This is a genomic window from Streptomyces sp. Je 1-332, from assembly GCF_040730185.1.
Lineage (GTDB): Bacteria > Actinomycetota > Actinomycetes > Streptomycetales > Streptomycetaceae > Streptomyces.
The window spans coordinates 1,972,590-1,998,896 of the sequence record NZ_CP160402.1 but is presented as its reverse complement, the minus strand read 5'-3'; the positions used below and the strand labels follow the sequence as shown (position 1 = coordinate 1,998,896).

Below are 26,307 nucleotides of genomic sequence, written 5' to 3'. Positions count from 1 at the left end.
CTGATCCCCCCTCAGCCCGTCCGGCGCTCAGCCCGTCCCACATCCTCAGCCCGTCCCACGTCCTCAGCCGGGCGGGATCGGGCAGAGAGCAACCGCTCCCGCCGACCCGGCCGCTCCCGCCAGCTCGAGCACCCACACCTCGTTCTCCCCCTCCCGGAGCACCGCCCCGGGAACGTACAGGCAGGACTGTGGCCCCACCTCCCAGTACCGCCCCAGATTGAACCCGTTCACCCACACGAACCCCCGCGCCCAGCCGGGCAGTTCGAGCACCGCGTCCCCCGCGCCACGGACGACGACCGAGCCCCGGTACAGCCCCCGCCGCCCACCCTCGGCCTCAGAGGCGGGCACCCTCCTGACGGCATCCGCCGAGGAGAACGCATCCAGCCGCAGCCCCCTCGCCCCCACACCGTGCAGGTACTGCCGCTCATGCAGCACCCCGCCCGTGACGCCCTTCGCCTCGCCGGTCCGCGGCCCGTAGTTGACCCTCCCCAGGGACTCCACCCACAGCTCCACGCGCGCGTGCCCCGCGACGGGCTCCGCCAGAGCAGGTTCCTCCTCGGTCAGGACACCCGCCCGCACCCCGTCCACGTACACCACGGCCAGGTCCCGCAGCCCCCGCACCCGCAGCGGGTACGGCTGCCGCGGGCCCGGCACGGTCAGCGTGTACTGGACCAGGCCGCGGTCGACGTCGAGCTCCTCGAAGGTGGGCGGTACGGCGTACTGCGCCACGGGCCCGCCGAGCGACTCCATGACGGTGGACAGCGGCGACCACTGCGTGAGGTCGGCCGCAGCGCGCTCCCCGAGCGAGGGCAGCGGCGCGGGCGGCTCCGGCAGCGGGCCCTGCGCGTACGCGGCGAGTACCTCACGGAAGCGCCAGAACTTCTCCGTGGGGCGCCCGAACTCGTCGATCGGCGCGTCATAGTCGTACGAAGTGACGTCCGGCTCCAGGACCCCGTCATGCAGGGCGCCGCCACCCCGGTTCGCCCCCGCCCACCCGGCGAAGTTCGTGCCACCGTGCGCCATGTAGAGGTTGACCGAGGCCCCGCACTCCAGGATCTCGCGCAACGCCTCCGCGGCGTCGGCGGCGTCCCGTACGACACGCTCCGCACCCCAGTGGTCGAACCAGCCGCACCAGAACTCCATACACATCAACGGCCCCTTGGGGCGGTGCCCCCGCAGCGTCCCGAAGCCCGCGCGGGCCTGCGAGCCGAAGTTGACCGTCGCCAGCACACCGGGCACGGACCCGCCGGTGAGCATGTGGTCCTCGGGCCCGTCGGAGGTGAACAGCGGCACGGTCACACCCTCGGCGCGCAGCAGATCGGCGAGATGACGCAGGTAGACCTGGTCCGAGCCGTAACTGCCGTACTCGTTCTCCACCTGCACCATGATCACCGAACCGCCCCGGTCGTGCTGGCGCGGCACGACCTCCCTCAGGAGACGGCCGAACCAGCGGTCCACGTGCCCCAGATACTCCGCATCGCGCGTACGCGCGCGTGCACCCACCGCGCCCGTCAGCCAGTGCGGAAGACCGCCGTTCTCCCACTCGGCGCAGATGTACGGACCGGGCCGCACGATCGCCCACAGGCCCGCCTCCCGCGCGGCGTCCAGGAAACGGCCGAGCGCCTCGACGTCGCCGAACTCCCCGGGGCGCGGCTCGTGCAGGTTCCACGGGACGTACGTCTCCACACAGTTGAGCCCCATCGCGCGCAGCATCGCGAGACGGTGACCCCACTGCGCCTCGTGCACCCGGAAGTAGTGCAGCGCCCCGGAGAGCAGCCGTACGGGCCGCCCGTCCAGTTCGAAATCGTCCTCGCCCACCCTGAAGCCGTTCATCGTGTCCTCTCGCTCACGTACTGCTCCGTCACGATCACCTCTGGCGGGCGGCAGGGTCCATGGACAAAGATCTAGGCGGGTTGGACGCAGCGAGCGGGCAGCGGCCCGGACGAGAGGGGCACCAGCGGATGTACCACACATGGATGCGGTTCTTCACGCCCGCCCCGGCCCACCACCGCCTCGGCCTCGCCTGCCTCGGCGTCGGCCTGCAGCACGGCCTCCTGCCGACCGTGGGCCCACGCACCCTCGACCACCACGTCGCCGTCGTCGTGACCGCGGGCGGCGGCTGGTTCCAGGGACCCGACGGCAGGCGTACGACGGTGACGGCGCCCGCGCTGATCTGGCTCACCCCCGGCGTGCGCCACCACTACGGGCCCGACCCGGAGACCGGCTGGGACGAGTGCTTCGTCGACTTCACCGGGCCCGCCACGGCGACGTACACCGAACTCGGCTACATAGAACCCACCCGGCCCGTCGTGCCGCTCTCCGACGCCACCGGCGCGCGGGCCGCCGTCGGGCGCATCGCGCGCGCCGCACGGCGCGGCAACCCGCTCCTGGAGGTCGAGACGGGCGCCGCCGTCCACGAACTCCTCGTCGCGCTGCGCAGGGCCCGCGCCGACATCGCCCCCGACGGCGACCCCGTCCTCCAGGCGCTGGCCCGCGACGCCTTCCAGCCGCACTCCGTCGCCGAGCACGCCGCACGCCACGGCATGACCCCCGCCGAGCTGCGCACAGCGGTGCGCAGAGGCGCCGGCTGCAGCCCCAAGGACTACCTCCTCGGCATCCGCCTGGGGCGCGCCAAGGAGCTGCTCGCCGCCACCGAGCTGCCGGTGGCGGCCGTCGCCCGCCGCGTCGGCTACGACGACCCCGCCTACTTCTCGCGCCTGTTCACACGCCGCGTGGGCATGGCACCCGTCCGCTTCCGTGAGCAGCAGGGACGCGCGGTCCCCGGCGGCTGGTCGCAGCAGGTTCCCGACCCGGACCACCCGCCGATGCTGCGCTCTTCCGCCGTCGGCGGCGAAGGCGCGGCAACGTAGGCTCGTGGACCATGACCACCAGCCACACAAGTGACGCGAACGGCGCCGGGGCCAGGGACACCACGGACGCAGCCGTGCGCGCCGAGCTGTCCCGCCTGCGCGACAGCATCGACAACATCGACGCCGCCGTCGTCCACATGCTCGCCGAACGCTTCAAGTGCACCCAGCAGGTCGGCCATCTCAAGGCCAACCACCACCTGCCGCCCGCCGACCCGGACCGCGAGTCCCGCCAGATCGCCCGGCTGCGCGAGCTCGCCGAGAACGCGAAACTGGATCCGGCGTTCGCCGAGAAGCTCCTGAACTTCATCATCGCGGAGGTCATCCGCCACCACGAGACGATCGCCAAGTCGTCGTAACGGGGAGCGGCAGGGCCGCTTGTCAGTGACATCAGGCAGCATGGACGCATGCCCGTACTGACGCGCGACGAAGCGCAGACCCGAGCCCGGCTCATCGACGTCCAGCGGTACACGGTCGAGCTCGACCTCACCCGCGGAGCCGAGACCTTCGACTCCCGCACCGTCATCCGGTTCACGGCGCTCGGGCAGCCCGCGGACGCTCGCGCGGCCACGGTGGACACCTTCGTCGAGCTCAAGCCGGCCGAGCTGCGCTCCGTCACCCTCGACGGGAAGGCGCTCGACCCGCGGGGCCTCGTCGAGAACCGGCTCGCGCTCACCGGGCTCACCGCGGGCGAGCACGAACTGCGCGTCGACGCGGCCATGCGCTACTCGCACACCGGCGAGGGCATGCACCGCTTCACCGACCCCACGGACGGCGAGACGTACACGTACACGCAGCTGTTCATGGAGGACGTGCAGCGCGTCTTCGCCGCCTTCGACCAGCCCGACCTGAAGTCCGTCTTCGAGCTGACCGTCACCGCCCCCGAAGGCTGGACGGTCCTCGCGAACGGCGTCACCGAGCACGTCGGCGACGGCACATGGCGGGCCGCGGCCACCCCGCCGATCTCCACCTACCTCGTCGCTGTCGCCGCGGGCCCCTGGCACTCCCTGCGCACCGAACACCGCGGCCTGCCCTTCGGCATCCACTGCCGCCGCTCCCTGGCCCCCTTCCTCGACGCCGACGCCGACGAGATCCTCGACGTCACGCGCGCGTGCTACGACCGCTACCACGAAAAATTCGACGAGCCCTACCCCTTCGACTCCTACGACCAGGCGTTCGTCCCCGAGTTCAACGCGGGCGCCATGGAGAACCCCGGACTCGTCACCTTCCGCGACGAGTTCATCTACCGCTCCGCCGTCACCGAGACCGAGCGGCAGACCCGCGCCATGGTCATCGCCCACGAGATGGCCCACATGTGGTTCGGCGACCTCGTCACCCTGCGCTGGTGGGACGACATCTGGCTGAACGAGTCCTTCGCCGAGTACATGGGCTTCCAGACCACCGCCGAAGCCACCCGCTTCGTGGACACCTGGACGGACTTCGGCGTCGCCCGCAAGTCCTGGGGGTACGACGCCGACCAGCGCCCCTCCACCCACCCCGTCGCCCCCGACCCGGACGCCGTGCCCGACACCGCGTCCGCGATGCTCAACTTCGACGGCATCTCGTACGCCAAGGGCGCATCCGCCCTGCGCCAACTCGTCGCCTGGCTCGGCGAGAAGGACTTCCTCGCCGGCATCAACACCCACATCGCCCGGCACAAATTCGCCAACGCGACCCTCGCCGACTTCATCGAATCCCTCGCCCACGCCACCGACCGCGACGTACACGGCTGGGCCGACGCCTGGCTGCGCACCACCGGAGTCGACACGCTCACCTCGAACGTCACGCACGACACCCGGGAGTGGACGCTCGACATCGACCGCGAAGGCAGCCGCCCCCACCGCGTCGCCGTCGGGGTGTACGACCGCGACCTCACCGACAGCCAGGGCCTGGTCCTGCGCGAGCGCCACGAGCGGGACGTCCCCCACTCCGGTGCCCCGGCGCCGCGCGACGGCGGCCGCCCCGCCCTGATCGTCCCCAACGACCAGGACCTCACATACGCCAAGATCCGCCTCGACGAGGTCTCCATGGAGACGGCCCTGCGCAGCCTCTCCCGCGTGCCCGACGCGCTCACCCGCGCCGTCCTGTGGAACAGCCTGCGCGACATGGTCCGCGACGGCGAACTCGACGGCATGACCTACCTGGAGACCGCCCGCGCGCATCTGCCCGCCGAGACCGACCTCGCCCTCGTCCAGGGCGTCCTCGCCTTCGCCACCACCCACATCGCGGGCCGCTACCTGCCGGCGCCGCTGCGGAACGTCGCCCTCACCACCCTCACCGAGCTGTGCCGCGACCTCATCAGGCGCACGGAGGACGGCTCCCACGCGGGCCTGCGGCTCACCGCCGTACGCGGCTTCATCGACGTGGCGACGCGCCCCGACCCGCTCCAGGAGTGGCTCACCGAGGGCACCGTTCCCGGCGGCCCCGAGCTCGACCCCGAGCTGCGCTGGCGCGTCCTGACCCGCCTCGCGGTCCTCGGCGCGGCCGACGAGTCCGCGATCGCCGCCGAACTGGAGCGCGACCCCAGCGCCACCGGACAGGAGGGCGCCGCCCGCTGCCGTGCCGCGCTGCCCGACCCGGAGGCCAAAGCGCGCGCGTGGGAGGCGATGTTCGCCTCCGACGACCTCTCCAACTACCTCTTCACCGCCACCGCTCAGGGCTTCTGGCAGCCCGAACAGGCCGACCTCGTACGGGAGTACATCCCCCGCTACTACGAGGACGCGGTAGCCGTAGCGGCCCGCCGAGGCCCCGCCATCGCCGACGCCGTCGGCCGCTGGGCCTTCCCCGCCTCCTCGGTGGACGCCGAAACACTCCACCTGGGCAAGCAATGCCTGAACAACGCCGCCCTAACCCCCGCCCTACGCCGCAAGCTCACCGACCAACTGGACGACTTGGCAAGGGCATTGCGAGTCCGGGAGACGAGGACCGCCTAGCGCCCCGAAGGGGGCGCGAGGAACGGCGCGAGCAACGACAACGCACCCGCGGGATGTCGACGGCGGGTGGCGCCCCGTAGGGGGCGCGGGGAACGGCGCGAGCAACGACAATGCACCCGCGGGATGTCGACGGCGGGTGGCGCCCCGTAGGGGGCGCGGGGAACGGCGCGAGCAACGACAATGCACCCGCGGGATTTCCGCGGCGGGGTCCGCCCCGTAGGGGGCGCGGGGAACGGCGCGAGCAACCACGGCGGACCCGCAGCCGAATTCCGCCCAGCCGGCGGCCAGCGCCCCCGCCTAGCAGGCCCCCGCCGCACCCCGCGCCTTCTCCCCGCAGCAGTACCACTTTCGGGTTCGGATCGTTGAGCTCTCCGGGCGTGCCGTCCACTCGGCGGACAGGCTGGTCGTCCCCGCCCACGCGCACCCGAAGGACGTCGCCCATGAGCACTCCGCCGCCCCTCGCCGGAGGAGCCCAAGGACCCGACGCGCTACGCCCGCTGCTCACCGCCACCCTCGACGCCCTGCGCACCGGAACAACCGCCCGCGGCGGACCGCTCCCCGCGGGCGGCCCCACCGCGGTCGCGGCCCGGGTCCGCGAGGCCACCGGCGACGTACTGCCCGCCAGAGGCGAAGGCGCCGAAGCGTCCCTGCGCACCCTGGTCCACGCACTGGCGGAAGGCGCCGCCGACCCCGCAGACGCCCTCTGCGCAGCCCACCTGCACTGCCCACCCCTCGCCCTGGCCGCCGCCGCCGACCTGGCGGCCTCCGCACTCAACCCCTCCATGGACTCCTGGGACCAGGCCCCCGCAGCCTCGGAGATCGAAACCCTGGTCACCCGCGCCCTCGCGACCGAGGCGTACGGACCCGGAAGCGCAGACGCCCTCGTCACCACCGGCGGCACGGAGTCCAACCAGCTCGCCCTGCTCCTCGCCCGCGAGCGCACCGCCGCGCACGGCCCCGTCCAGCTCATCACCGGCGCGAACGCCCACCACTCGCTCGGCCGCGCGGCCTGGCTCCTCGGCATGCCGGAACCGGTCACCATCCCCGCGCCCGCAGGCGTCCTGGACCCGGCAGCGCTAGACGAAGCCCTGGCCGAACTCAACGGCCCACCCGGCACCTTCCTCGTCGCCGCCACCGCCGGCACCACCGACGCCGGACTCATCGACCCCCTCGACCAGATCGCCGGCCTCTGCGCGGCCCACGGCGCCCGCCTGCACATCGACGCCGCGTACGGCGGCCCGCTGCTCTTCAGCGACGTAAGAAGAGACCTCCTGCACGGCATGGAACGCGCCGACAGCGTCACCTTCGACCTGCACAAACTCGGCTGGCAACCCGTCGCCGCCGGTCTGCTCCTGGTCCGTGACGGCCACGACCTCACCGCGCTCGGCCACCACGCCGACTACCTCAACGCGGGCGATGACACCGAAGCAGGCCTCCCCGACCTCCTCGGCCGCTCCCTGCGCACCACACGCCGGCCCGACGCACTCAAGATCGCCGTCACCCTCAAGGCGCTCGGCCGCGAAGGGATCGGCGCACTCGTCGACCAAGTCTGCGACCAGGCACACGAGTTCGCCGCCCTCGTCGCCGCGCACCCCGGCTTCGAGCTGTACGACCGGCCCGTCATCAGCACCGTCCTCTTCCGGCCCGTCGACGCCGACGACGACCACATCGCCTACGTCAGGCGGGAACTGCTCGCCCAAGGCCGTGCCGTGCTCGGCCGGGCCACGATCGACGGACGCCGCTGGCTCAAGGCCACCCTGCTCAACCCGCACACCCGGCCCGGCGACCTCGCCGAGCTCCTGAAGCTCGTGGAAGGAACCACCCCCCGATGACCGGCCAGAACGACAAGCCCGCCCCGCCGCTCACCACCCCCGAGGACCCCCGGGACCTGGTCGGCATCGGCATCGGCCCCTCCAACCTCTCCCTCGCCGCCCTCGCCCAGCCCCTCACCGGACTCGACGCCGCCTTCTACGAACAGCGGCCGGGCTTCCACTGGCACCCCGGGCTCCTCATCGACGGCGCGAGCCTCCAAGTACCCTTCCTCGCCGACCTGGTGACCCTCGCCGACCCGGCGAGCCCCTGGTCCTTCCTCAACTACCTCAAGACCCGAGAGCGGCTCTTCCCCTTCTACTTCGCCGAGCGATTCCACATCCAGCGCGCCGAATACGACGCGTACTGCCGCTGGGTCAGCGAGAACCTGCCCGCCCTGCACTTCGGACACCAGGTCGACGCCGTCCGCTGGAACCCCGAACGGGACCTCTTCGAAGTCGACTTCACCCAGCTCGACGCCGAAGGGGAGGCGGAGGCACTCGGCCGGACCTACACGAAGAACATCGCCGTGGGCGTCGGCACCGCACCCCACATTCCCGAGCCCCTGAAGCCCCTCGCGGACGCACCCGCCGTCCCCGTGATCCACTCCGCGGACTACCTCCTGCACCGCGACCGGCTCCTGGCCGCCGACCACGTCACCGTCATCGGCTCGGGCCAGTCCGGCGCCGAGGTCTTCCTCGACCTGCTCAAGCACCGCCCGGTGGGCGCCGAGAAGATCCACTGGCTCGCCCGCACCGAGGCCTTCGCACCCATGGAGTACTCCAAGCTCGGCCTGGAACACTTCACCCCCGACTACACCCGCTACTTCCACTCCCTGCCCGAATCCGTGCGCGACGGCCTCGTCCCCCACCAGTGGCAGCTCCACAAGGGCATCGACGCCGACACCATCGCCGCCATCCACGACGAGCTCTACCAGCGCACCCTCCACGGCGGCTGGCCCGACGCCGTCCTCACCCCGGGCGTCTGCGTACGCACCGCGGGCCGCGTCGCCACCACCCGCGTGGAACTCCACCTCGAACACCTCCAGCAGGGCACCCGCTCCCGCCTCACCACGGACGCCGTCGTCCTCGCCACCGGCTACCGCGAGCGCCCCCTCGACCAGCTCCTCGCCGGCCTCGACCCCTACATGCGCCGGGACTCCTCGGAACGCCCCCGCATCGACGAGGAGTACCGCCTCGTCCTCGACCCCGCCATCACCGCCACCGGCAACCACATCTACGTACAGAACGCCGAACGCCACACCCACGGCGTCGGTGCCCCCGACCTCGGCCTCGCCGCCTGGCGCAGCGCCACCATCCTCAACTCCCTCACGGAAACACCCCCCTACCCGCTCCCGCAACGCACCGCGTTCACCAGCTTCGGCCTCCAGGAAACCCCGTCCAGCCGCGCCACGGGCCTGATCGGCGAGCAGCGCGGCAGCAACCTCGTACGCCTCAAGAACTGACCGAGCCCTCCCCTCCGCATACTTTGGGAGGGATGGTCCGCCCCCAAGCGCCGCCACAGCGGCGAATATTCCTGCACGCAATACGCCGCCCAGCGAAATACCAGCCCCGCCGACCCTGTTCAGCCGATCATGACCACAGACCCCAAGGCCTCCTGGACCGCCGCCTTCCGCTCCGCCGTCGTCAGCCCCCACGAAGACATCGACCTCTTCGAACTCCGGGGCTTCGCCGGCCAGACCGTACGCCAGATACTCCGCCTCGACGGCGGCGGCGAAGCCGTGCGCGTCCGGCTCACCAACCGCTACGGCAAAGAGCCCCTCCACATCGGCGGCGCCCGCCTCGCCCGACGCACCGAAGGCAGCGGCATCGCATCCGGCAGCGATGTCCCGGTGCGCTTCGGCGGCGCCGAGGACTTCACCGTCCCAGACGGGGAGGAGATCGTGAGCGACCCCATCGAGGGCGCCGTCGCCGCCGGAGACGAACTGGCCCTCAGCCTCTGGCTGCCCGAGGACACCGGCCTGTCCACCTACTCGGCCGTGCCCCTGCGCACCGGCTACGCGGTGCCCGGCAACGCCCTCACCGCGCCGACCCTGGACGGCATCGAAGGCATAGAGGAGCTGGCGACACGCCACTTCATCACCGGCATCGACGTGCTCGCCCCGCGCGCGACCCCCGTCGCCGTCGCCTTCGGTGACTCCTGGTTCGAGGGCACCGGCACCACCCCCGACACCGACCACCGCTTCCCCGACCTCCTGAACGAGCGCCTGCGCGCCGTCGGACACACCGGATGGGTGGTGAACCAGGGCATCTCCGCGAACCGGCTGCTCACCGACGAGATCGGCCAGCATGGCCTGGCCCGCCTCGACCGCGACGCCCTGGACGTGCCCGGCGTCACCCACGTCCTGGTCCACTTCGGCCTCAACGACCTCGGCATCCCCGGCCAGGAGGCATACCCGCAGGCCGCGCCCATCCCCCCCGCCGAGGACCTCATCGCGGGCTTCACCGCCCTCGCCGACCGCATCCACGCGGCAGGACTGACCGCCGTCGCCACCACCGTCGGCCCGTTCAAGGACACCATCTTCGAGGGCTACTCCACCCCCGAGGGCGTCGCCGTCGCCCGCCAGGTCAACGACTGGATACGAGGCGCCGACAGCCCCTACGACGCCTACGCCGACCTCGCCGCCGCCGTCGCGGACCCCGCCGACCCCGACCGGATCCACGACGACTACGACAGCGGCGACGGCCTGCACGTCAACGACGCCGGCGCGCGGGCCCTCGCCGACGCCGTCGACCTGGCGGCCCTGAAGGCCTAGCCGAACACGGTCAGAACACCGGCGTACCGTCCCGGGTCAGCTTCCAGTCCACCGACGCGAACTGGGCCGGGTCCACCGTCCCCTTTGCCTGCACCCACTGAATGATCGTGTTGCGGATCTCGTCCGAGTTCGCCCACAGCTGCTTGGCGGCGGCCACATGCGGGAAGTTGCCGCCGCCGCTCGCGCGGTAGTTGTTCACCGCCAGCACGAACTCCGCCTTCGGATCGACCTCCTTGCCGTCGAAGCTGAGCTTCGCGATTCGGGAACCCGTGGGCTTGGCGATGTCGATCTCGTACGTCACGCCGTACAGCGCGTCGTAGTTGTAGTCCGGAATGCTGTCCGCGTTCGTCAGCTTCGCCGGGTCCACGGGGGCGCCGGCCGCGGTCTGTACGTAGTAGCGCGCCGAGAACTCCAGATACTCCTTGAGCTGCGCACCCGTGACGAGCCGCGCCTCAAGGGTGTTCTCGAACGGGTAGAGCCCCGCCGCGTCCTTGATCGTCACCTCGCCCGCCGGGATGCCCGCCGTCCGCGAGAAACACGAAGCCTGCGACAGCACGGGCAGCGCCGCGTACTGGCCGCCCTTGAGCGCCTCCTTGACCGTCTCCGCCTGGACATGGCTGATCAGATCGATGATCGCGACATCCTTGTACGGGCCTTCGGCCGTGCTCATCGCCTGCGTCGACGTACCGATGACCTGGTTGACGTAAGCGACGACCTTCTTGTGCTCGTCCGCCAGCAGCCGCGTGATCTTCCTGTCCTCCGCCGCCGTATTGGAGTTGAGGACCTGCGCGCCGACCTTCTCCACCGTCCAGCGGCCCTTGGACCACACCAGGTCGAAGTCGAACAGCGTCAGGCGCTGGCCCCACTTCAACGGCTCTGACAGGACGACCTTCTTGCCCGTTTCCTTGTTCTCCACGAAATACTCGGCGATCTCCGTGTGCGCGTGCCCGACCAGAATCGCGTCGATACCGGGCACCTGCTCCGCCACCAGACCCGCCGCGTTCTCGATGTGCGGGAGCTGATCACCGTACGAGGACGTGCCGCTGGAACCGGAGTGCGCCGAGACGATCACGACGTCCGCGCCCATGGAACGCAGCCTCGGCACCCACTTCGCCGCCTGCTCCTCAAGCCCCGGGAACGTCATCTTGCCCTGGACGTTCACCTTGTCCCAGATCGCGATGCCAGGGTTCGTCAGGCCGAGGACCGCCACCTTCACGTCACGCCCGTGCGGAGTACGAAGGCGCTTCATGAAGTACGGCGGGAAAGCGGGCCGCTGCGTCTTCGCGTCAAGGGCGTTGGCGCCGAGCAGCGGAAAGTCGCACTGCTCCTCGAACTTCCGCAGCACGGGAATGCCGTAATTGAACTCGTGGTTCCCGAGCGCCGCCGCGTCATAGCCGATGCTGTTCATCGCCTGCGCCATCGGGTGGACCGGGCCCCGCTTCGCCGTGATCGGGTCGATCTTGGCGTAGTAGTAAGAGAGTTGGGTGCCCTGAATGGTGTCGCCCGCATCGATCAGGAGCGTGTTGCGGCGGCCTCTCTCCTCACGGATCTCGTCCACGAGAGTGGAGATCTTCGCCAGGCCCACGTCGTTGTGGTCCTTGTCGTCGAACTCCTTGTCCGTGAAGTAGTCCCAGTTGAAGACATTGCCGTGCAGATCCGTCGTGCCCATGACGGTGAACGAATACCGCTTCTTCCGCCGGGCGGGCTTCCCGGCTGCCTGCGCCGACACGGAGGGCGCGGCGGCCACACCACCCGCGAGCGCCACACCCGTGGCAGCGGCGGACTTCCCCAGGAACTTCCGGCGGTTCAACGGCATTTCATACTCCCCTTGGACCTCTGCTCGACCACCTCTGGTCGACCGACGTAACGCGCGTAGATGACGCGCGTAGATTCTGACCCCGACCGGCCCACCGGCAACAGACCCCGCAGGTTTCGATCCGATGACTGTCCCGTGCCGCGCCCCGATGCCTGTCCGGCGCCGCCCCCCAGTGCAAGAGTGGCCGCATGGACGACACCACCCCCACCCCGGCCCCCTACGGCACCCCCGGCGCCCCCCGCCTGGCCGTCAAGGGCGAAGCCCACCTCGAAGTCGACCCCGAGATCGCCCGCATCGGCATCACCGTCAGCGCACGCGGCACCGACCGACGCGACGCCCTGAACGACCTCACACGCCGCAACGCAAGCGTCATCGACCTCGTGAAAACCTACGGCGAATCCGTCGAGACCCTGGAGACCGGCGCCTTCTCCATCAGCCCCGAACTGACCAAACACGGCCGCGGCGAACGCATCCGCGCCTACCACGGCCGCGTCCACATCACCGCCGAACTCACCGACTTCACCGCACTCGGCGAACTCACCACCCGCCTCGCCGACCTCGAACTGACCCGAGTCGACGGCCCCTACTGGGCCCTGCGCCCCGACTCACCCACCCACCGCGACGCCCGACAGCAGGCCGTCAGGGAAGCAGTGCAGCGGGGCAGGGAGTACGCGGACGCACTGGGCACCACCCTCGCCGCCCTCGTCGAACTCGCCGACATCGGCGCCGAGAACGCCCAGCCCTACGGCTACGGCGGCCCCACCCCCACCATGCGCACCGTCGCCTACGGCGGCGCCGCCGACATGAGCCAGGAAGCCGCACCCCTCGACCTCGAACCCCAGCGCCAGCACGTCTACGCACAAGTCAACGCGCGCTTCACGATGACACCACCACAGCTGTAGACGCGGAGAGACTCCATAGCCACGGAGAGACTCCATAGCCACGAAGGGACTTTCCGTCGCGGGGCGGGCCGTACATCGCTCATCAGAGCAGCGCCCCGCACAATTCAACACTTGTCAATAACCTTTCATGCAAAGGTTGTTGAGTAGTCATGCCCAGCCAATTCGCTACCGGCCGGTAAGGCCTAGGCTCGAAGCATGCGCCGAGCAAAAATCGTCTGCACCCTGGGCCCCGCCACCGACTCGTACGACCAGATCAAGGCACTGGTCGAAGCCGGAATGGACGTAGCCCGCTTCAACCTCAGCCACGGCACGTACGCCGAGCACGAGGAGCGCTACCAGCGCGTACGCAAGGCATCCGACGAGACCGGCCGCAGCGTCGGCATCCTCGCCGACCTTCAAGGCCCGAAGATCCGCCTCGGCCGCTTCAGCGAAGGACCCGTACTCCTCGAACGCGGCGACGAGTTCACCATCACCGTCGAAGACGGCGTCGAAGGCGACCGACAGACCTGCGGCACCACCTACGACGGCCTCGCCGAAGACGTCACCCCCGGCGAACGCATCCTCGTCGACGACGGCAAAGTGACCCTCGAGGTCACCGCGGTCGACGGGCCCCGCGTCACCACCACCGTCGTCGAAGGCGGCATGGTCTCCGACCACAAGGGACTCAACCTCCCCGGCGTCGCCGTCTCCGTCCCCGCACTCTCCGACAAGGACGAAGCCGACCTGCGCTGGGCCCTGCGTTCAGGCTTCGACGTCATCGCCCTCTCCTTCGTACGCAGCGGACGCGACATCGAGGCCGTACACCGCATCATGGACGAGGAAGGCCGCCGCCTCCCCGTCATCGCAAAGATCGAGAAGCCGCAGGCCGTCGAGAACATCGACGACATCGTCGCCGCCTTCGACGCCATCATGGTCGCCCGCGGCGACCTCGGCGTCGAAATGCCCCTCGAACAAGTGCCGATCGTCCAGAAGCGAGCCATCAAACTCGCCAAGCGCAACGCCAAGCCCGTCATCGTCGCCACCCAGATGCTCGACTCGATGATCGACAACTCCCGCCCCACAAGGGCCGAGGCAAGCGACGTCGCCAACGCCGTCATCGACGGCACCGACGCCGTCATGCTCTCCGGCGAGACCAGCGTCGGCAAATACCCCATCGAGACCGTCCGCACCATGGGCCGCATCGTCGAAGCCGCCGAAGAAGACATCCTCGCCAAGGGCCTCCCGCCGCTCACCGAGCGGAACAAGCCCCGCACCCAAGGCGGCGCCGTCGCCCGCGCCGCCGCCGAAATGGGCGACTTCCTCGGCGCCAAATTCCTCGTCGCCTTCACCCAGTCCGGCGACACCGTCCGCCGCCTCTCGCGCTACCGCTCGCCCATCCCACTCCTCGCCTTCACCCCGGACCGGGCCACGCGCTCGCAGCTGAACCTCACCTGGGGCGTCGAGACCTTCCTCGGCCCGCACGTCGAATCCACCGACGCCATGGTCCGCCAGGTCGACGAACTGCTCCTGAAGTACGGGCGCTGCGAGAAGGGCGACGTCGTCGTCATCACCGCAGGCTCACCGCCCGGAGTCGCCGGCTCCACCAACCTCGTACGCATCCACCACATCGGCGAGGACGACAGCCCCCAGTAGGAGGACTGTCCGCACGGACCGAGGGGCCGCTCCGGGGGAGCGGCCCCTCGCGTGTGAAGGGCCCTCAGGCGTGAGGGCGCGCCTAGGGCGCCACGATGGCGAACTTCGGATCAGGCTTATCCACCACGCCCAGCAGATCAGTAAGAAGCGAGACGTCACCCTCCACCTTGATGTCACCAAGCCCCTTACCGCCCAGCATCGCCAGCAACTGCGGCTTGGTCATCGTCAACGTAACCCCCGCACCCGGGTCCTTCTTCGCATCGCTGCGATACGTCAACACCCCATGCCGCAAAGTCAGATGCCACACCTTGCCGAGCGCCGGAAGACTCCAGTCCATCCGAAGCTTCAGATCCCAGGCCTTCGGCCCGTTCACACGGATCGCCACGGAGTCAATCAACTGCTCGACAGAGAGCGCCATCAACATGTCGGCGCTCACCACCGAGGTGGGGGAGTCCTGCACACCCTCCCGCAACTCCTGAGCACCCATCAGATAGAAGTTCCGCCACACAGCATTCTCCGCAGCCTGACCCAACTTCACGTACAGCCGGGCAAGTTCAGACCTGGCGGCCTTGTGATGGGGATCGGCGAACACCACATGATTGAGCAACGTCACCGCGAACCGCAGATCGCCGTCCTTCGCAAACCCCTTGGCCTTCGCGACCGTCGCCGAACGACCACCCATCGCCCTGACGTACCGCTTGGCCTCCTCGACGGGAGGGTGCTCCCACAGGTGCGCGGGGTTACCGTCGAACCACCCCATGTACCGCTGATAAATGCCCTTCACGTTATGACTCAGCGACCCGTAATACCCACGATTCGCCCACACCCCCGCAAGCGCCGGCGGCAACTCGATCTCCTCGGCTATCTCCCGCCCCGTCATCCCCGCATTGATCATCCGCAACGTCTGATCATGCATGTACGCATACAGATCCCGCTGCTGCTCAAGCAGCTCCACGATCGTGCCGCCACCCCACGTAGGCCAGTGATGCGAAGCAAACGCAACATCGACCCGCCCATCGAAGAGCACGACAGACTCATTCAGATAATGCGCCCACTGCCGGGCATCCCGCACCTGCGCGCCACGCAACGTAATGATGTTGTGCATCGTGTGCGTCGCGTTCTCCGCCATACAGACCGCACGCAGATCCGGCAGCACGAAGTTCATCTCGGCCGGCGCCTCGGTCCCCGGCGTCATCTGAAACTCGAACCGCACCCCGTCGACGGTCTCCACCTGACCGGTCTCGGTGATGTCCTTGGTCGGCGGAATCAGCCCAATCGACCCCACGGAAACAGACTGCCCCAGCCCACAACCAATCTGCCCAGCAGGCGACTTGGGCAACAACGCACCGTACATATACCCGGAGCGCCGCTGCATGGCAGTCCCGGCGTAGACGTTCTCCGAGACGGCATGCTCCATAAAGCCGTCGGGAGCGAGGATCGGCACATCACCGGCCCCGTCCGGCAGCACGCCTCGGCAGCCGCCGAAGTGATCGACGTGAGGATGCGTGTAGATGAGCCCGGTGACCTTCTTGTCACCACGGTGCGCGCGGTACAGCTTGAGCGCGGCGGCAGCGGTCTCCGCCGAGATCAGCGGATCGATCACGACGACACCGGTGTCACCCTCGATGAGGGTCATGTTCGACAGATCGAGGCCACGCACCTGGTACACGCGGTCGGTGACCTTGTAGAGCCCCTGCTTCGACACGAGCTGCGACTGGCGCCACAGGCTCTTGTGCGCGGTCTCCGGGGCGTCCTTCTTGAGGAAGTCGTACGCGTCGTTGTCCCAGACGACCTGGCCCTTGACGTTCTTCACGACCCCGGGGGTAAGGGCGGCAATGAACCCCTTGTCGGCATCGGCGAAGTCGTCCCCGCCCTTGCCCGTGCCCTCACGGTCGACGGCGGATGCGGTCTGCGGATTCATGGCCACGGCCGCCGCGGCGGCACCCGCGGCGGCGGCGACGAAGGTACGCCGGTTCAAGGGAGTCATGCGGCCGAAGATCGCAGCGGGGTGCGGGGCGGGGCAAGGGTTTCCGGGGGATTTGGGGCAGCTCCCAGGGAGGGCGGGGGAGGGGAGTGACGCGTCATATTGCGTGGGTGGGGGTGGGGCGGTACTCAGGTCAGTACTTCGGGCCCACGTGCACGTCCATCAGGGCTACCGAGGCCTTGCGGGCGACGGAGATGTTGCGCTGGTTCGCTGCCTTCCAGTCGACGCCGACGCTGTCCAGGGTGTCGGTGAAGAGCCGGATGATGTCGCCCGACAGATTGGTGAAGAAGTACCGCGGATACTCGTAGCGCTTGCGCTCGCCGCCGATCATGCGGGTCGTCCAGTTGGTGGTGCGGCAGCCGTCGGAGTGGATGAGGCCGCGGATGAGTTCCCAGGGGTGGGCGTCGACGATCTCTTGCTGCCAGGGTTCGAGGGCTATGCGGCGCTCGTGCTTCTTGCCGGGGCCGTGCTGGGGGAGAAGGCAGGGCCAGTGCTTGCTCCAGCTGCTGACGTACTGGCAGCCCCCGCTCTGGACGCGGCAGACCTTGTTGTCCGGTCGTACGGACTGGATGGCGCTGGCGCAAGCTTCGATGAGACCAGGCCACGCGTCGGCGCAGGCGATCCGTAGGGAGTAGACATCTCGCCGCTGGAAACTGACACAGCCGTCGCCGAGGTAGAGGCCCAGCAAGTAGGAGTAGGCGGCCGGGTCTTCGGGCTCTCTGGGGACGTCGCAGCACCTTGGGCACGGAACTGTGCGATGCATCCAACCGAGCGGTTCGACGCGGGTCTGCCAGGAGCGGATCGCGGCACGCGATATGCCGGTTTCCTTGCTGACGGAGTTCAGGCTGCGGCCCTGGCCGACCAGCGTCAGGGCTCGCTTTCGCATGCCGATGTCGTACATATGCCTGAGCGTGGCCGGATCTTTATGACCCCGCGAGGATTCGAAGGTGCGTTCACTGCGACGAGTGAAGATCGCCAATCTTCTGGCAAACCTTCGATTCGAAGGTAAAGTGCCCCGGGTGGGATTCGAACCCACGCTGGATGGTGTTTGAGACCACTGCCTCTGCCACTGGGCTACCGGGGCATCCTTCAGAACGAAGGTTAGCGGTGACCCGCCGTGCCTCAAACATACAGGAGCTAGGTAGGCTCAAGGCAAGCAGTAACCTGCCCCGCACCTAGGAGCCCCCGTGACTTCCCCCGAGTCGCCCCAGCCCGTAGCCGATGACGACGACAAGTCGCACGTGCCTCCGCTGACGACCCGTGTCGTCATCGCCGAGGACGAGGCTCTCATCCGGCTCGACCTCAAAGAGATGCTCGAGGAAGAGGGTTACACCGTCGTCGGTGAGGCCGGTGACGGGGAGAAAGCCGTCGAGCTGGCCCGCGAGCACCAGCCGGACCTGGTGATCCTCGACGTGAAGATGCCCGTCATGGACGGCATCTCGGCGGCCGAGAAGATCGCCGAGGAAAGCATCGCCCCGGTGCTCATGCTGACCGCGTTCTCGCAGCGTGACCTGGTGGAGCGGGCCAGGGACGCGGGCGCGATGGCGTACCTGGTGAAGCCCTTCAGCAAGACCGACGTGGTGCCGGCCATCGAGATGGCCGTCTCGCGTTTCGCTGAGCTGAAGACGCTGGAGAGTGAGGTCGCGGACCTCACCTTGCGTCTGGAGACGCGGAAGCTGGTGGACCGGGCGAAGTCGATTCTTCAGACGGAGTACGGCCTGACGGAGCCCGCCGCGTTTCGCTGGATCCAGAAGACGTCGATGGACCGGCGGCTTTCGATGCAGCAGGTCGCGGAGGCTGTCATTGAGGATGCCGACGAGAAGAAGGCGGCCAAGGGGCAGTAGTCCACGGCTCTCAGGACTCGTACGAGAGATGGCCCGCACCCCGAAGCCGGGGTGCGGGCCATTTCCGTATGCCGGGACGGAGTCCTAGTCCTCGCCGAGGTACGCCTTCCGCACCGACTCGTCGTGGAGCAGGTCGTTCCCCGATCCGGAGAGGACGATCTTGCCGACCTCCATGACGTGACCGTGGTCGGCGAGTGAGAGTGCCGCTTGGGCGTTCTGCTCGACGAGGAGAATGGTCGTGCCCTGGGATTTGAGTTCGGCGATGGTGGCCATGATCTTCTGCATCATGATCGGTGACAGGCCCATGGAGGGTTCGTCGAGCATGAGCAGTTTGGGCTGGGACATGAGGGCGCGGCCCATGGCGAGCATTTGTTGTTCGCCGCCGGAGAGTGTGCCCGCTGCTTGCTTTCTGCGTTCTCCGAGGATGGGGAAGAGTTCGTAGGCGCGCGCGATGTCCTTTTCGATGGCGGCCTTGTCGCTGCGCAGGTATGCGCCGAGCCGTAGATTGTTCTCGATCGTCATGCGCGGGAAGATGTGCCGGCCCTCGGGGGAGTGGGCGAGGCCGAGGGAGACGATCTGGTCGGCGCGGTATTTCCGTAGTGCTTTCCCGTTGAATTTGATGGAGCCGCCGACGGGCTTGAGCAGTCCGGAGAGTGTGCGCAGTGTGGTGGTCTTGCCTGCGCCGTTGGTGCCGATCAGGGTGACGACTTCGCCGGCTTCGACCTTGAAGGAGATGCCTTTGACGGCTTCGATCTTGCCGTAGGCGACTTTGAGGTCTTCGACTTCGAGCAGTGCGGTCATCGGTTGTTCTCCTCGTTGCCCGTCGAGTCGTTGCCCGTGGCGTCGGCTTCTGTGCTGCCGGGGGCTCCTTCGAAGGGTTCGCCCAGGTAGGCGGCGATGACGCGGTCGTCCTGTTGGACGGTTTCGCTGTCGCCCTCGACGAGTTTCTCGCCTTGGACGAGTACGGCTACGCGGTCGCACAGGTTGAAGATGAAGCGCATGTCGTGCTCGATGACGAGGACGGCGATGCCCATGTCGCGGATGGCGAGGACGAGTTCTTCGGTGGCGCGGGTTTCTTGCGGGTTCATGCCCGCGGTGGGCTCGTCCAGGAGGAGCAGGCCCGGTTCGCTGGCCAGCGCGCGGGCGATTTCCAGCTTGCGCTGTTCGCCGTAGGGCAGGTTGCGGGAGAGGTGTTCGGCCTTGTCGGCGAGGCCGACGAACTCCAGGAGTTCCAGGGCGCGTTCCCTGGACTTGGCTTCCGCCTTGTGGAAGCCGGGGCCGCGCAGGAGGGCCGACCAGAGGCCTTCTTTGGTGCGTGTGTGGCGGCCGACGAGGACGTTTTCCAGGACGGTCATGTTGGCGAAGAGGCGGATGTTCTGGAAGGTGCGGGCCACGCCGGCCGCGGTGACCTTGAAGGACTTGCTGGGCAGGACCTTGTCCTTGTACCGGACTTCGCCTTCGGTGGGGATGTAGAGGCCGGTGAGGCAGTTGAAGAAGGTGGTTTTGCCGGCGCCGTTGGGGCCGATGAGGCCGACGATTTCGCCGCTGTTGACGGTGAGGTCGACGGAGCGTACGGCGGTGAGGCCGCCGAAGCGCATGGTGACGCCTCGGGCGTCCAGGACGGTCTGTCCGGCCGGCGTCGCGGCGGGGCTGTCCTTGCTGGTGGTGGTGTCGGTGGTCATGGCTCAGGCCCCTGTCTTGCTGAGGACTGTGGGTGGCGGCGTGTCGCCGGGGGCCAGTTCGGCTTCGTGGAATTCGAGCTGGCGGCGGCGGTTGGGGATGAGGCCTTCGGGGCGGAAGCGCATGAGCAGCACGAGTGCGAGGCCGAAGGCGAAGAGCTGGTAGTCGCCCAGGAACGAGAGTTTGCTGGGGATGAGGTAGAGCAGCGCCGCGCCGACGAGGGGTCCGCTGATGGTGCCCATGCCGCCGAGGACGACGGCGGCGAGGAGGAACGCCGAGTTGGGCGGGACCGTGTTGGCGAACTGGTACTGCTCGGGTGTGACGGTGTAGGTGACGTGTGCCTGCACCGTGCCCGCGAGTCCGGCGAGTGTGGCGCCGAGCGCGAAGGCGATGAGCTTCACGCGGAAGCCGTTGATGCCCATGGCGAGTGCCGCGGTCTCGTCCTCGCGGATGGCGACCCAGGCGCGTCCGATGCGGGAGTCGCCGCTGCGTCGGAAGACGAGGACGACGACGAGGGTGATGAGCAGCATCAGGAAGAAGTAGTTCGCGAATCGGCCGATGGTGACGCCGAAGATGCTGTGTTCGATGCCGAAGTCGAAGCCGAGGATCTTGAGGTTCGGGATCGAGGAGATGCCGTTCGAGCCGTTGGTGATGTCGGGGCCCGATGTGCCGTCGGAGTTCATCGCGACGAGCCGGAAGATCTCTCCGAAGCCGAGGGTGACGATGGCGAGGTAGTCGCCGCGCAGTCGCAGGGTCGGGGCGCCGATGAGTACGCCGAAGATGAGTGATGCGCCGGCGCCGACGAGGATGGCGCCCCAGAACGGCAGGTGGACGTCGAAGGGTGAGGAGGGGGATCCGGAGACCATGGATGCCGCGTAGGCGCCGACGCCGAGGAAGGCGACGTATCCGAGGTCGAGGAGTCCTGCGAGGCCGACGACGATGTTCAGGCCGAGTGCGACGGTGGCGAAGATGAGGATGTAGACGCCGATGGTGGCGTACTGGTCGTCGCTCTGGGTGAACGGGAAGGCCGCGGCGGCGGCGAAGGCGCCGCCGAGTGTGATGTTGCGGTGTCGTGCGGTGTAGGTGGAGACGTGGGCGACGAGTCCGGCTTTGGACAGCGCGGCGAAGCTGAAGGCCACGGTGATGAGGAAGCCGATGAAGAGTTCGTCGTATTCGGTGCCGATGCCGTAGGTGAAGACCAGGAGGCCGACGGCGAGTGCGGCGACGATGATCAGGATCTCGATGTAGCTGGGGAGTTTGCGGGGCGTGGGTGGGGCCTGGGCGGCGAAGGCGCCCTTGAAGATGGTCATCCCGTTGCGCAGGTGGTGTTTGATCTGCTCGCTGCTGCTGTCCTCCGGGTCGACCGCGTAGGTGTGTGGCCGTACGAAGGGCAGGGCGAGGGCGCCGGTGAAGGCGGCCAGGGTGGCGATGGCGGCGACCCAGCCGCCGGGGTCCAGGTTGGCGAGGCCGCCGAGCTGGTAGCTGATCGAGATGATCGTGTACCAGGTGGTGGCGAAGGCGGCGAGGGCCGCGTACTTGAGGGCGGCGTCGGCGCCGCCGGGGGCGAGTGCGCGTATGCCCTTGACGCCGTAGGAGGCGAGGCCGAAGAGCGTGGTCAGGGTTCCGGCGATCAGGACGAGGACCTGGAGGCCGCCGGGGTAGCCGTAGACGGTGAGGTCGCCGGGGAATTTCGCGGTCCAGGTCCATGCCATGAACGTGGAGATGACGGTGAGGATGCCGCCGCCGGTGGCCAGTGCGCGGGCGGGGCCCTCGGGGATGGCGATGAGGCCGGTGGGGGTGTGGTCCTGCTTGGGGGTGGGCGCGTCGGCCGCGGTGGTCTGTGTGGTCATGGTTGTCACGCCCTGTCCGCGACGCGCTCGCCAAGGAGACCTTGTGGCCTGACGAGGAGTACGACGATGAGGAGTACGAAGGCCCAGACGTCGGCCCAGGACTGCCCGCCGAGCTGGCTCATGCCGGGGATGTCGTTCATGTAGGCGGTGGCCATGGCTTCGGCGATGCCGAGGACGAGGCCGCCGATCATGGCGCCGTAGATGTTGCCGATGCCTCCGAGTACGGCGGCGGTGAAGGCTTTGAGGCCCCAGAGGAAGCCCATGCGGAACTGGACTTCTCCGTAGCGGAATCCGTAGGCGACGGCGGCGATGCCGGCGAAGGCGGCGCCGATCGCGAAGGCGACGACGATGACGCGGTCGGTGTTGACGCCCATGAGTTTGGCGGTGTCGGGGTCCTGTGCGGTGGCTTGCATGCCGCGTCCGACGCGGGTCTTCATCACGAAGTAGCCGAGGGCGAACATGCAGATCGGGGCGGTGATCAGCAGGAAGATGTCGCCGGGCTGGATGGTGATGGAGCCCAGGTGGATGGAGTCGCCGGGCATTTCGGGGAAGGTGCGGGACGACTTCGCGTTGGGGTACCAGGCCCAGACGGCTTGCTGGAGTGCGAGGGAGAGGCCGATGGCGGTGATGAGGGGGGCGAGGCGGGGTGCGCCGCGCAGGGGGCGGTAGGCGAAGCGTTCGGCTCCGACCGCTATGAGGGTGGAGACGATGACGGCGCCTATGAGCATGAGGGGCAGGGCGAGCCACATGCTGGTGCCGCCGGGCAGCCACAGCCAGACGGTGAGGGCGCCGAAGCCGCCGACCATGAAGATCTCGCCGTGGGCGAAGTTGATGAGCTGGACGATGCCGTAGACCATTGTGTAGCCGATGGCGATCAGGCCGTACATGGATCCCAGTAGCAGGCCGTTGACCAGCTGTTGCGGCAGTTCGTGCACCGCAGGTCCTCCGAGTCTTTCGGTGTCGTTCGGCCTGCGGGCGGTGGCGGTGGGCCTCGCAGGGCGTACGGCTTAGGTGACGGATGCGACGCCGCGCGGGGCGCTGTCTGAGGCAGCGCCCCGCGCGGTGGTGTCGTGCTGCGGGGTGGGTCAGCCGGTGAAGGTGCCGGACTTGACGGGCTTCCAGCCCTTGGTCGGGTCCTCGGTGGACTTGACCTGGTACACGGTGAGTTGCTTGTTGGTGGCGTCGCCGTATTCGTCGAAGGAGACCTTGCCGGTCACGCCGTCGAAGGAGACGTCCTGCATGGCTTCGACGATCTTGGCGCGGGCGTCGTCGGGCACTTTGCCGTCGTTGTCCTCGACGACCTTCTTGACGGCTTCGATGATCGCCCAGGCGGAGTCGTAGGAGTAGCCGCCGTAGGCCTCGTAGGCCTCCTTGTAGCCGGCCTTCTTGTAGTTGGCGATGAACTCCTTGGCGGAGGGCAGTTCTTCGACGGGCTGGCCGACGGAGGTGGCGTAGTCGCCCTTGCCTTCCTTGCCTGCGAGCTTGACGAAGTCGGCGCTGTAGATGCCGTCTCCGCCGACGAGCGGGATCTTGGCTCCGGCCTTCTTCATCTGCTTGCTGAGCGGGCCTGCGGCGGGGTACTCGCCGCCGTAGTAGACGACGTCCGCGTCAGAGTTCTTGATCTTGGTGGCGACGGCGCCGAAGTCCTTGGTGTCCGGGTTCACGTGCTCGGTGCCGGCGACCTTGCCGCCGAGCTTGGTGAACTCGGCCTTGAAGGTGGCGGCGAGGCCTGCGCCGTAGGTCTTCTTGTCGTCGACGACGAAGACCTTCTTCTTCTTGGCCTCGTTGTAGAGGTACTGCGCGGCGAACGGGCCCTGGATGGCGTCCGTGGTGGCCGTGCGGAAGTAGGCCTTGTACGGGCGGACCTTCTTGCCGCCGTTCCAGTCCTGGCCCTGGGTCATGGCCGGGTTGGTGTTGGCGGGGGAGACCTGGACGAGCTTCGCGTCGTCGAAGACTTTCTGCATCGACTCGCCGACGGAGGAGTTCAGGGGGCCGACGGCGCCGAGGATGTCCTTGTTGGCGACGAACTTGGTCGCGTTGGTCTGGCCTGACGCGGGCTGTCCCTGGTCGTCGGCGGACTCCACCTTGAAGGTGATGCCGTCGACGTACTTCTTCTCGTTGGCCTGCTTGGCGGCGAGATCCACGGAGTTGCGGATGCCGAGGCCCAGCGCGGACAGGTCGCCGGTCAGCGGCGCGTCGACGCCGATGACCACGGTGGTGCCGCCGCCCGCGGAGTCTTCCTTGTCCTTGTCGTCGCGTGAGCCACAGGCGGTGAGGGTGAGTGCCCCCGCGGTGAGTGCAGCGGTGATGGCTATGAGCGAACGTTGACGCACGATCAGTCCTTTCCCCTGGCACGGCCGTCCCCTGTTGGGTGGCCGAGTCGAGCGCGGAACCGAACTGACAGGAATCCGGTGGGCGCGGTGACTGGCCGTGACTCTAAGGGCCGCTTTGTTCCTGGTGGAGTGGTCAGGCCAAAGGTGTGACGCTCTTGTTATGCCACGGAGTATTCCGGGCTGGAACTCAGGGGGTGGTTGGGGCGGAATAGGCCACCTTCGGTGCATCCCGCATGCTGAGAACTTGCAGGACTGTCAGGGTGCTTTACTCATGACATCAGTGTTCGGGGGGCATGCGGCTGTCAGGGCCGCGGAAAGATCTTTTGCGTACCTCTCGCCGAGGATGAAGCTCTGTAACTGCATTGCGCGCGCATTACGCAGTGTTACGACCAGGAAAGGGAGTCCGGCATTCCGCTGCACCTTTCCGCATTCGCGAATGTGCATCGTGATGTGTGCCGTCCGAGGGGTTCCCGTTTCCACAGTGAATGGGGTATGGGGGGCGACAGTGACCGACAGTCCTTCCGACGTCTGGGTGATCCGTCTGACGGAAACCGGCGGCCCCGAGTCCTGGCGCAGGGCGACGGTGAAGCCGAACGTGCGGTCGCCGGCCCGTGGGTGCGCCATGTCGCCCCGGTAGGTCACGGACACGGTCTGCGACGGGTGGAGCGGCGGCGGGGGCTCGGGGGGCCGCGGGCGGGTCAGATAGAGGCCGAGACCGGCGGCGGCGACGATCATGGCCGCGGCGAGGGCCAGGAGGGTGCGGCGGCGCCGGGTGAGGAGCGGGCGGGGCCGGGCGGGGGCGGCGGTTGGATCCGTGGGGCGGGCGGCTCGGGTCTCATGGGTGTCGTCGCCGGGCTCGATGGGGCCGATGGCGTTCACGCCCACGGCCCGCCGCTCGGCACCCCGTGGCGGTAGCGCTCCGCGCAGCGCTCACGGGCCTGACGGGCGATCAACTTGCGTCCCGCGTCGGACCCTTGGCGCTCGCGCTCGCGGCGGGCCAGGTCGAGGGTGTCCCGCAGGATCATGTACTGACCGTTGGAGAGGCCCATCGACTGGTAGTCGCCGTAGGTCTCCTTGCCCGAGTCGTAGATCTGCCGCCCCCACTTGGTGATCAGGGCCGTGCAGAGGTCCTCGGGGGATGTGGTGGCGGGGGAGGGCCGGGGGCTCTCGCTGCGGGGGGCGTCGGCGGAGGGTGAACTCCCGCATCCGGCGGCCACAGGGGCGGCGAGGAGGGTGACGAAGGCGAGCGCACAGAGCGGTTTCCGGTGCCTCATGCACCGACGCTAGACCGGCGCCCCACGCTCCGACAATGCGTGGGGCGCTCGCCTTCGGCCGCCGTGAACCGCCTGCGGCGTCCGTCAACCGCCTTACGCGGCAGAGCTGTCGGGCTGCACGTCACGCAGCAGGCAGGTCAGCCGCGCGGTGCACACCCGCTTGTCCTGCTCGTCGGTGATCACGATCTCGTACGTCGCCGTGGAGCGGCCCCGGTGTACGGGCGTCGCCACGCCGGTGACCAGGCCCGAACGCGCGCCGCGGTGGTGCGTGCAGTTCAGGTCGACGCCGACGGCGAGCTTCGTGCTGCCGCCGTGCAACATCGAGCCGACCGAGCCGAGGGTCTCGGCGAGCACGGCGGAGGCGCCGCCGTGCAGCAGGCCGTACGGCTGGGTGTTGCCCTCGACCGGCATGGTGCCCACGACGCGCTCGGCGGAGGCCTCGACGATCTCGACGCCCATCCGGGTGCCCAGGTCGCCCGCGGAGAAGAGGGCGGGCAGGTCCACGCCCAGCGCGGCGTACTCGTCGATGACCTCTTGCGGGAACTTCACGCTGTGCTGCTCACCCATGGGGCCCGGCTCCGTTCGTCGTCCTCACCAGTCGCTGAGC

21 protein-coding genes and 1 tRNA gene are annotated in these 26,307 nt (G+C 68.7%); 9 read left to right on the top strand and 13 right to left on the bottom strand.

Going from position 1 to position 26,307, the window contains the following annotated elements; genetic code table 11:
• Nucleotides 1-63: 63 nt before the first annotated feature.
• Complete coding sequence (locus ABXJ52_RS09315) at nt 64-1,833, bottom strand: beta-galactosidase family protein (RefSeq protein WP_367040837.1); 1,770 nt, start codon at nt 1,831-1,833, stop codon at nt 64-66.
• 128 nt (nt 1,834-1,961) lie between these two features.
• Between ABXJ52_RS09315 and ABXJ52_RS09310 the strand changes: the two genes are divergently transcribed.
• The 6 genes from ABXJ52_RS09310 (at nt 1,962) to ABXJ52_RS09285 (ending at nt 10,385) form a co-directional block, all read left to right on the top strand.
• Nucleotides 1,962-2,870 (top strand): AraC family transcriptional regulator, encoded by a 909-nt coding sequence (locus ABXJ52_RS09310; RefSeq protein WP_367040835.1) that lies wholly within the window; start codon nt 1,962-1,964, stop codon nt 2,868-2,870.
• An 11-nt stretch (nt 2,871-2,881) separates the two neighbouring features.
• Entirely contained in the window at nt 2,882-3,226 is a 345-nt protein-coding gene (locus tag ABXJ52_RS09305) for a chorismate mutase (protein WP_367040834.1), read from the top strand.
• Between the two features lie 48 nt (nt 3,227-3,274).
• Entirely contained in the window at nt 3,275-5,800 is a 2,526-nt protein-coding gene (pepN, locus tag ABXJ52_RS09300) for an aminopeptidase N (protein WP_367040832.1), read from the top strand.
• Nucleotides 5,801-6,240: 440 nt separating this feature from the next.
• Nucleotides 6,241-7,632: an aminotransferase class V-fold PLP-dependent enzyme gene (locus tag ABXJ52_RS09295; RefSeq protein ID WP_367040830.1), complete on the top strand. Its 1,392-nt coding sequence runs from the start codon at nt 6,241-6,243 to the stop codon at nt 7,630-7,632.
• Nucleotides 7,629-9,074 (top strand): SidA/IucD/PvdA family monooxygenase, encoded by a 1,446-nt coding sequence (locus ABXJ52_RS09290; RefSeq protein WP_367040829.1) that lies wholly within the window; start codon nt 7,629-7,631, stop codon nt 9,072-9,074. The genes ABXJ52_RS09295 and ABXJ52_RS09290 overlap by 4 nt, the downstream gene beginning before the upstream one ends.
• 129 nt (nt 9,075-9,203) lie before the next feature.
• A complete protein-coding gene (locus tag ABXJ52_RS09285; RefSeq protein WP_367040828.1) occupies nt 9,204-10,385 on the top strand; it encodes a GDSL-type esterase/lipase family protein in 1,182 nt (393 codons plus the stop codon).
• 10 nt (nt 10,386-10,395) lie between these two features.
• On the opposite strand, the gene ABXJ52_RS09280 is transcribed toward ABXJ52_RS09285, so the two are convergent.
• Nucleotides 10,396-12,201: a 5'-nucleotidase C-terminal domain-containing protein gene (locus ABXJ52_RS09280; protein ID WP_367040826.1), complete on the bottom strand. Its 1,806-nt coding sequence runs from the start codon at nt 12,199-12,201 to the stop codon at nt 10,396-10,398.
• Nucleotides 12,202-12,389: 188 nt separating this feature from the next.
• On the opposite strand from ABXJ52_RS09280, the gene ABXJ52_RS09275 reads away from it, so the two are divergent.
• Together ABXJ52_RS09275 and pyk are read left to right on the top strand one after the other, a co-directional pair.
• Nucleotides 12,390-13,103 carry an SIMPL domain-containing protein gene (locus tag ABXJ52_RS09275; protein WP_367040824.1) on the top strand — a complete coding sequence of 238 codons (714 nt, stop codon included), beginning with the start codon at nt 12,390-12,392 and terminating at the stop codon, nt 13,101-13,103.
• Between the two features lie 195 nt (nt 13,104-13,298).
• Nucleotides 13,299-14,735, top strand: a complete 1,437-nt coding sequence (pyk, locus tag ABXJ52_RS09270; protein ID WP_367040823.1) for a pyruvate kinase — start codon at nt 13,299-13,301, stop codon at nt 14,733-14,735.
• Nucleotides 14,736-14,817: 82 nt separating this feature from the next.
• Here the strand turns inward: pyk and ABXJ52_RS09265 are convergent, their stop codons facing one another.
• The 3 genes from ABXJ52_RS09265 to ABXJ52_RS09255 all read right to left on the bottom strand — a co-directional run bounded on the left by ABXJ52_RS09265 (nt 14,818) and on the right by ABXJ52_RS09255 (nt 17,803).
• The gene (locus ABXJ52_RS09265; RefSeq protein WP_367040822.1) at nt 14,818-16,722 is read right to left on the bottom strand and encodes an alkyl sulfatase dimerization domain-containing protein; all 1,905 of its coding nucleotides are present in this window, start codon (nt 16,720-16,722) and stop codon (nt 14,818-14,820) included.
• Nucleotides 16,723-16,852: 130 nt separating this feature from the next.
• Nucleotides 16,853-17,605 carry a transcriptional regulator gene (locus tag ABXJ52_RS09260; protein ID WP_367040820.1) on the bottom strand — a complete coding sequence of 251 codons (753 nt, stop codon included), beginning with the start codon at nt 17,603-17,605 and terminating at the stop codon, nt 16,853-16,855.
• Between the two features lie 125 nt (nt 17,606-17,730).
• Nucleotides 17,731-17,803 (bottom strand) — tRNA-Leu (locus ABXJ52_RS09255).
• Nucleotides 17,804-17,906: 103 nt separating this feature from the next.
• Between ABXJ52_RS09255 and ABXJ52_RS09250 the strand changes: the two genes are divergently transcribed.
• Nucleotides 17,907-18,563, top strand: coding sequence for a response regulator (locus ABXJ52_RS09250; protein WP_367040817.1), 657 nt, complete (start codon nt 17,907-17,909; stop codon nt 18,561-18,563).
• Nucleotides 18,564-18,647: 84 nt separating this feature from the next.
• Here ABXJ52_RS09250 and ABXJ52_RS09245 read toward each other — a convergent pair whose 3' ends face one another.
• From ABXJ52_RS09245 to ABXJ52_RS09210, 8 genes are all read right to left on the bottom strand, one after another.
• Nucleotides 18,648-19,364: an ABC transporter ATP-binding protein gene (locus ABXJ52_RS09245; protein WP_367040815.1), complete on the bottom strand. Its 717-nt coding sequence runs from the start codon at nt 19,362-19,364 to the stop codon at nt 18,648-18,650.
• Nucleotides 19,361-20,245 carry an ABC transporter ATP-binding protein gene (locus tag ABXJ52_RS09240; RefSeq protein WP_367040813.1) on the bottom strand — a complete coding sequence of 295 codons (885 nt, stop codon included), beginning with the start codon at nt 20,243-20,245 and terminating at the stop codon, nt 19,361-19,363. The genes ABXJ52_RS09245 and ABXJ52_RS09240 overlap by 4 nt, the downstream gene beginning before the upstream one ends.
• Nucleotides 20,246-20,248: 3 nt before the next feature.
• On the bottom strand, nt 20,249-22,093 hold the full coding sequence (locus ABXJ52_RS09235; protein ID WP_367040811.1) for a branched-chain amino acid ABC transporter permease: 1,845 nt from the start codon (nt 22,091-22,093) through the stop codon (nt 20,249-20,251).
• A 5-nt stretch (nt 22,094-22,098) separates the two neighbouring features.
• Nucleotides 22,099-23,028 (bottom strand): branched-chain amino acid ABC transporter permease, encoded by a 930-nt coding sequence (locus ABXJ52_RS09230; protein WP_367040809.1) that lies wholly within the window; start codon nt 23,026-23,028, stop codon nt 22,099-22,101.
• Between the two features lie 150 nt (nt 23,029-23,178).
• Nucleotides 23,179-24,426 carry a branched-chain amino acid ABC transporter substrate-binding protein gene (locus ABXJ52_RS09225; RefSeq protein WP_367040807.1) on the bottom strand — a complete coding sequence of 416 codons (1,248 nt, stop codon included), beginning with the start codon at nt 24,424-24,426 and terminating at the stop codon, nt 23,179-23,181.
• A 255-nt stretch (nt 24,427-24,681) separates the two neighbouring features.
• Complete coding sequence (locus ABXJ52_RS09220) at nt 24,682-25,311, bottom strand: Tat pathway signal sequence domain protein (RefSeq protein WP_367040806.1); 630 nt, start codon at nt 25,309-25,311, stop codon at nt 24,682-24,684.
• Nucleotides 25,302-25,700, bottom strand: a complete 399-nt coding sequence (locus ABXJ52_RS09215; protein ID WP_367040805.1) for a hypothetical protein — start codon at nt 25,698-25,700, stop codon at nt 25,302-25,304. Before ABXJ52_RS09215 ends, ABXJ52_RS09220 begins: the two co-directional genes overlap by 10 nt.
• Nucleotides 25,701-25,793: 93 nt before the next feature.
• A complete protein-coding gene (locus tag ABXJ52_RS09210; RefSeq protein WP_367040804.1) occupies nt 25,794-26,267 on the bottom strand; it encodes a hotdog fold thioesterase in 474 nt (157 codons plus the stop codon).
• Between the last annotated feature and the right edge of the window lie 40 nt (nt 26,268-26,307).

Bases quoted from the DNA above. Each gene is read 5' to 3' on its own strand.
- ABXJ52_RS09290 (WP_367040829.1), top strand. From the start codon at position 7,629: ATGACCGGCCAGAACGACAAGCCCGCCCCGCCGCTCACCACCCCCGAG.
- pepN (WP_367040832.1), top strand. From the start codon at position 3,275: ATGCCCGTACTGACGCGCGACGAAGCGCAGACCCGAGCCCGGCTCATC.
- pyk (WP_367040823.1), top strand. From the start codon at position 13,299: ATGCGCCGAGCAAAAATCGTCTGCACCCTGGGCCCCGCCACCGACTCG.
- ABXJ52_RS09215 (WP_367040805.1), bottom strand. From the start codon at position 25,700: ATGAGGCACCGGAAACCGCTCTGTGCGCTCGCCTTCGTCACCCTCCTC.
- ABXJ52_RS09265 (WP_367040822.1), bottom strand. From the start codon at position 16,722: ATGACTCCCTTGAACCGGCGTACCTTCGTCGCCGCCGCCGCGGGTGCC.
- ABXJ52_RS09235 (WP_367040811.1), bottom strand. From the start codon at position 22,093: ATGACCACACAGACCACCGCGGCCGACGCGCCCACCCCCAAGCAGGAC.
- ABXJ52_RS09315 (WP_367040837.1), bottom strand. From the start codon at position 1,833: ATGAACGGCTTCAGGGTGGGCGAGGACGATTTCGAACTGGACGGGCGG.
- ABXJ52_RS09280 (WP_367040826.1), bottom strand. From the start codon at position 12,201: ATGCCGTTGAACCGCCGGAAGTTCCTGGGGAAGTCCGCCGCTGCCACG.
- ABXJ52_RS09295 (WP_367040830.1), top strand. From the start codon at position 6,241: ATGAGCACTCCGCCGCCCCTCGCCGGAGGAGCCCAAGGACCCGACGCG.
- ABXJ52_RS09260 (WP_367040820.1), bottom strand. From the start codon at position 17,605: ATGCGAAAGCGAGCCCTGACGCTGGTCGGCCAGGGCCGCAGCCTGAAC.
- ABXJ52_RS09245 (WP_367040815.1), bottom strand. From the start codon at position 19,364: ATGACCGCACTGCTCGAAGTCGAAGACCTCAAAGTCGCCTACGGCAAG.
- ABXJ52_RS09285 (WP_367040828.1), top strand. From the start codon at position 9,204: ATGACCACAGACCCCAAGGCCTCCTGGACCGCCGCCTTCCGCTCCGCC.
- ABXJ52_RS09305 (WP_367040834.1), top strand. From the start codon at position 2,882: ATGACCACCAGCCACACAAGTGACGCGAACGGCGCCGGGGCCAGGGAC.
- ABXJ52_RS09310 (WP_367040835.1), top strand. From the start codon at position 1,962: ATGTACCACACATGGATGCGGTTCTTCACGCCCGCCCCGGCCCACCAC.
- ABXJ52_RS09275 (WP_367040824.1), top strand. From the start codon at position 12,390: ATGGACGACACCACCCCCACCCCGGCCCCCTACGGCACCCCCGGCGCC.
- ABXJ52_RS09210 (WP_367040804.1), bottom strand. From the start codon at position 26,267: ATGGGTGAGCAGCACAGCGTGAAGTTCCCGCAAGAGGTCATCGACGAG.
- ABXJ52_RS09240 (WP_367040813.1), bottom strand. From the start codon at position 20,245: ATGACCACCGACACCACCACCAGCAAGGACAGCCCCGCCGCGACGCCG.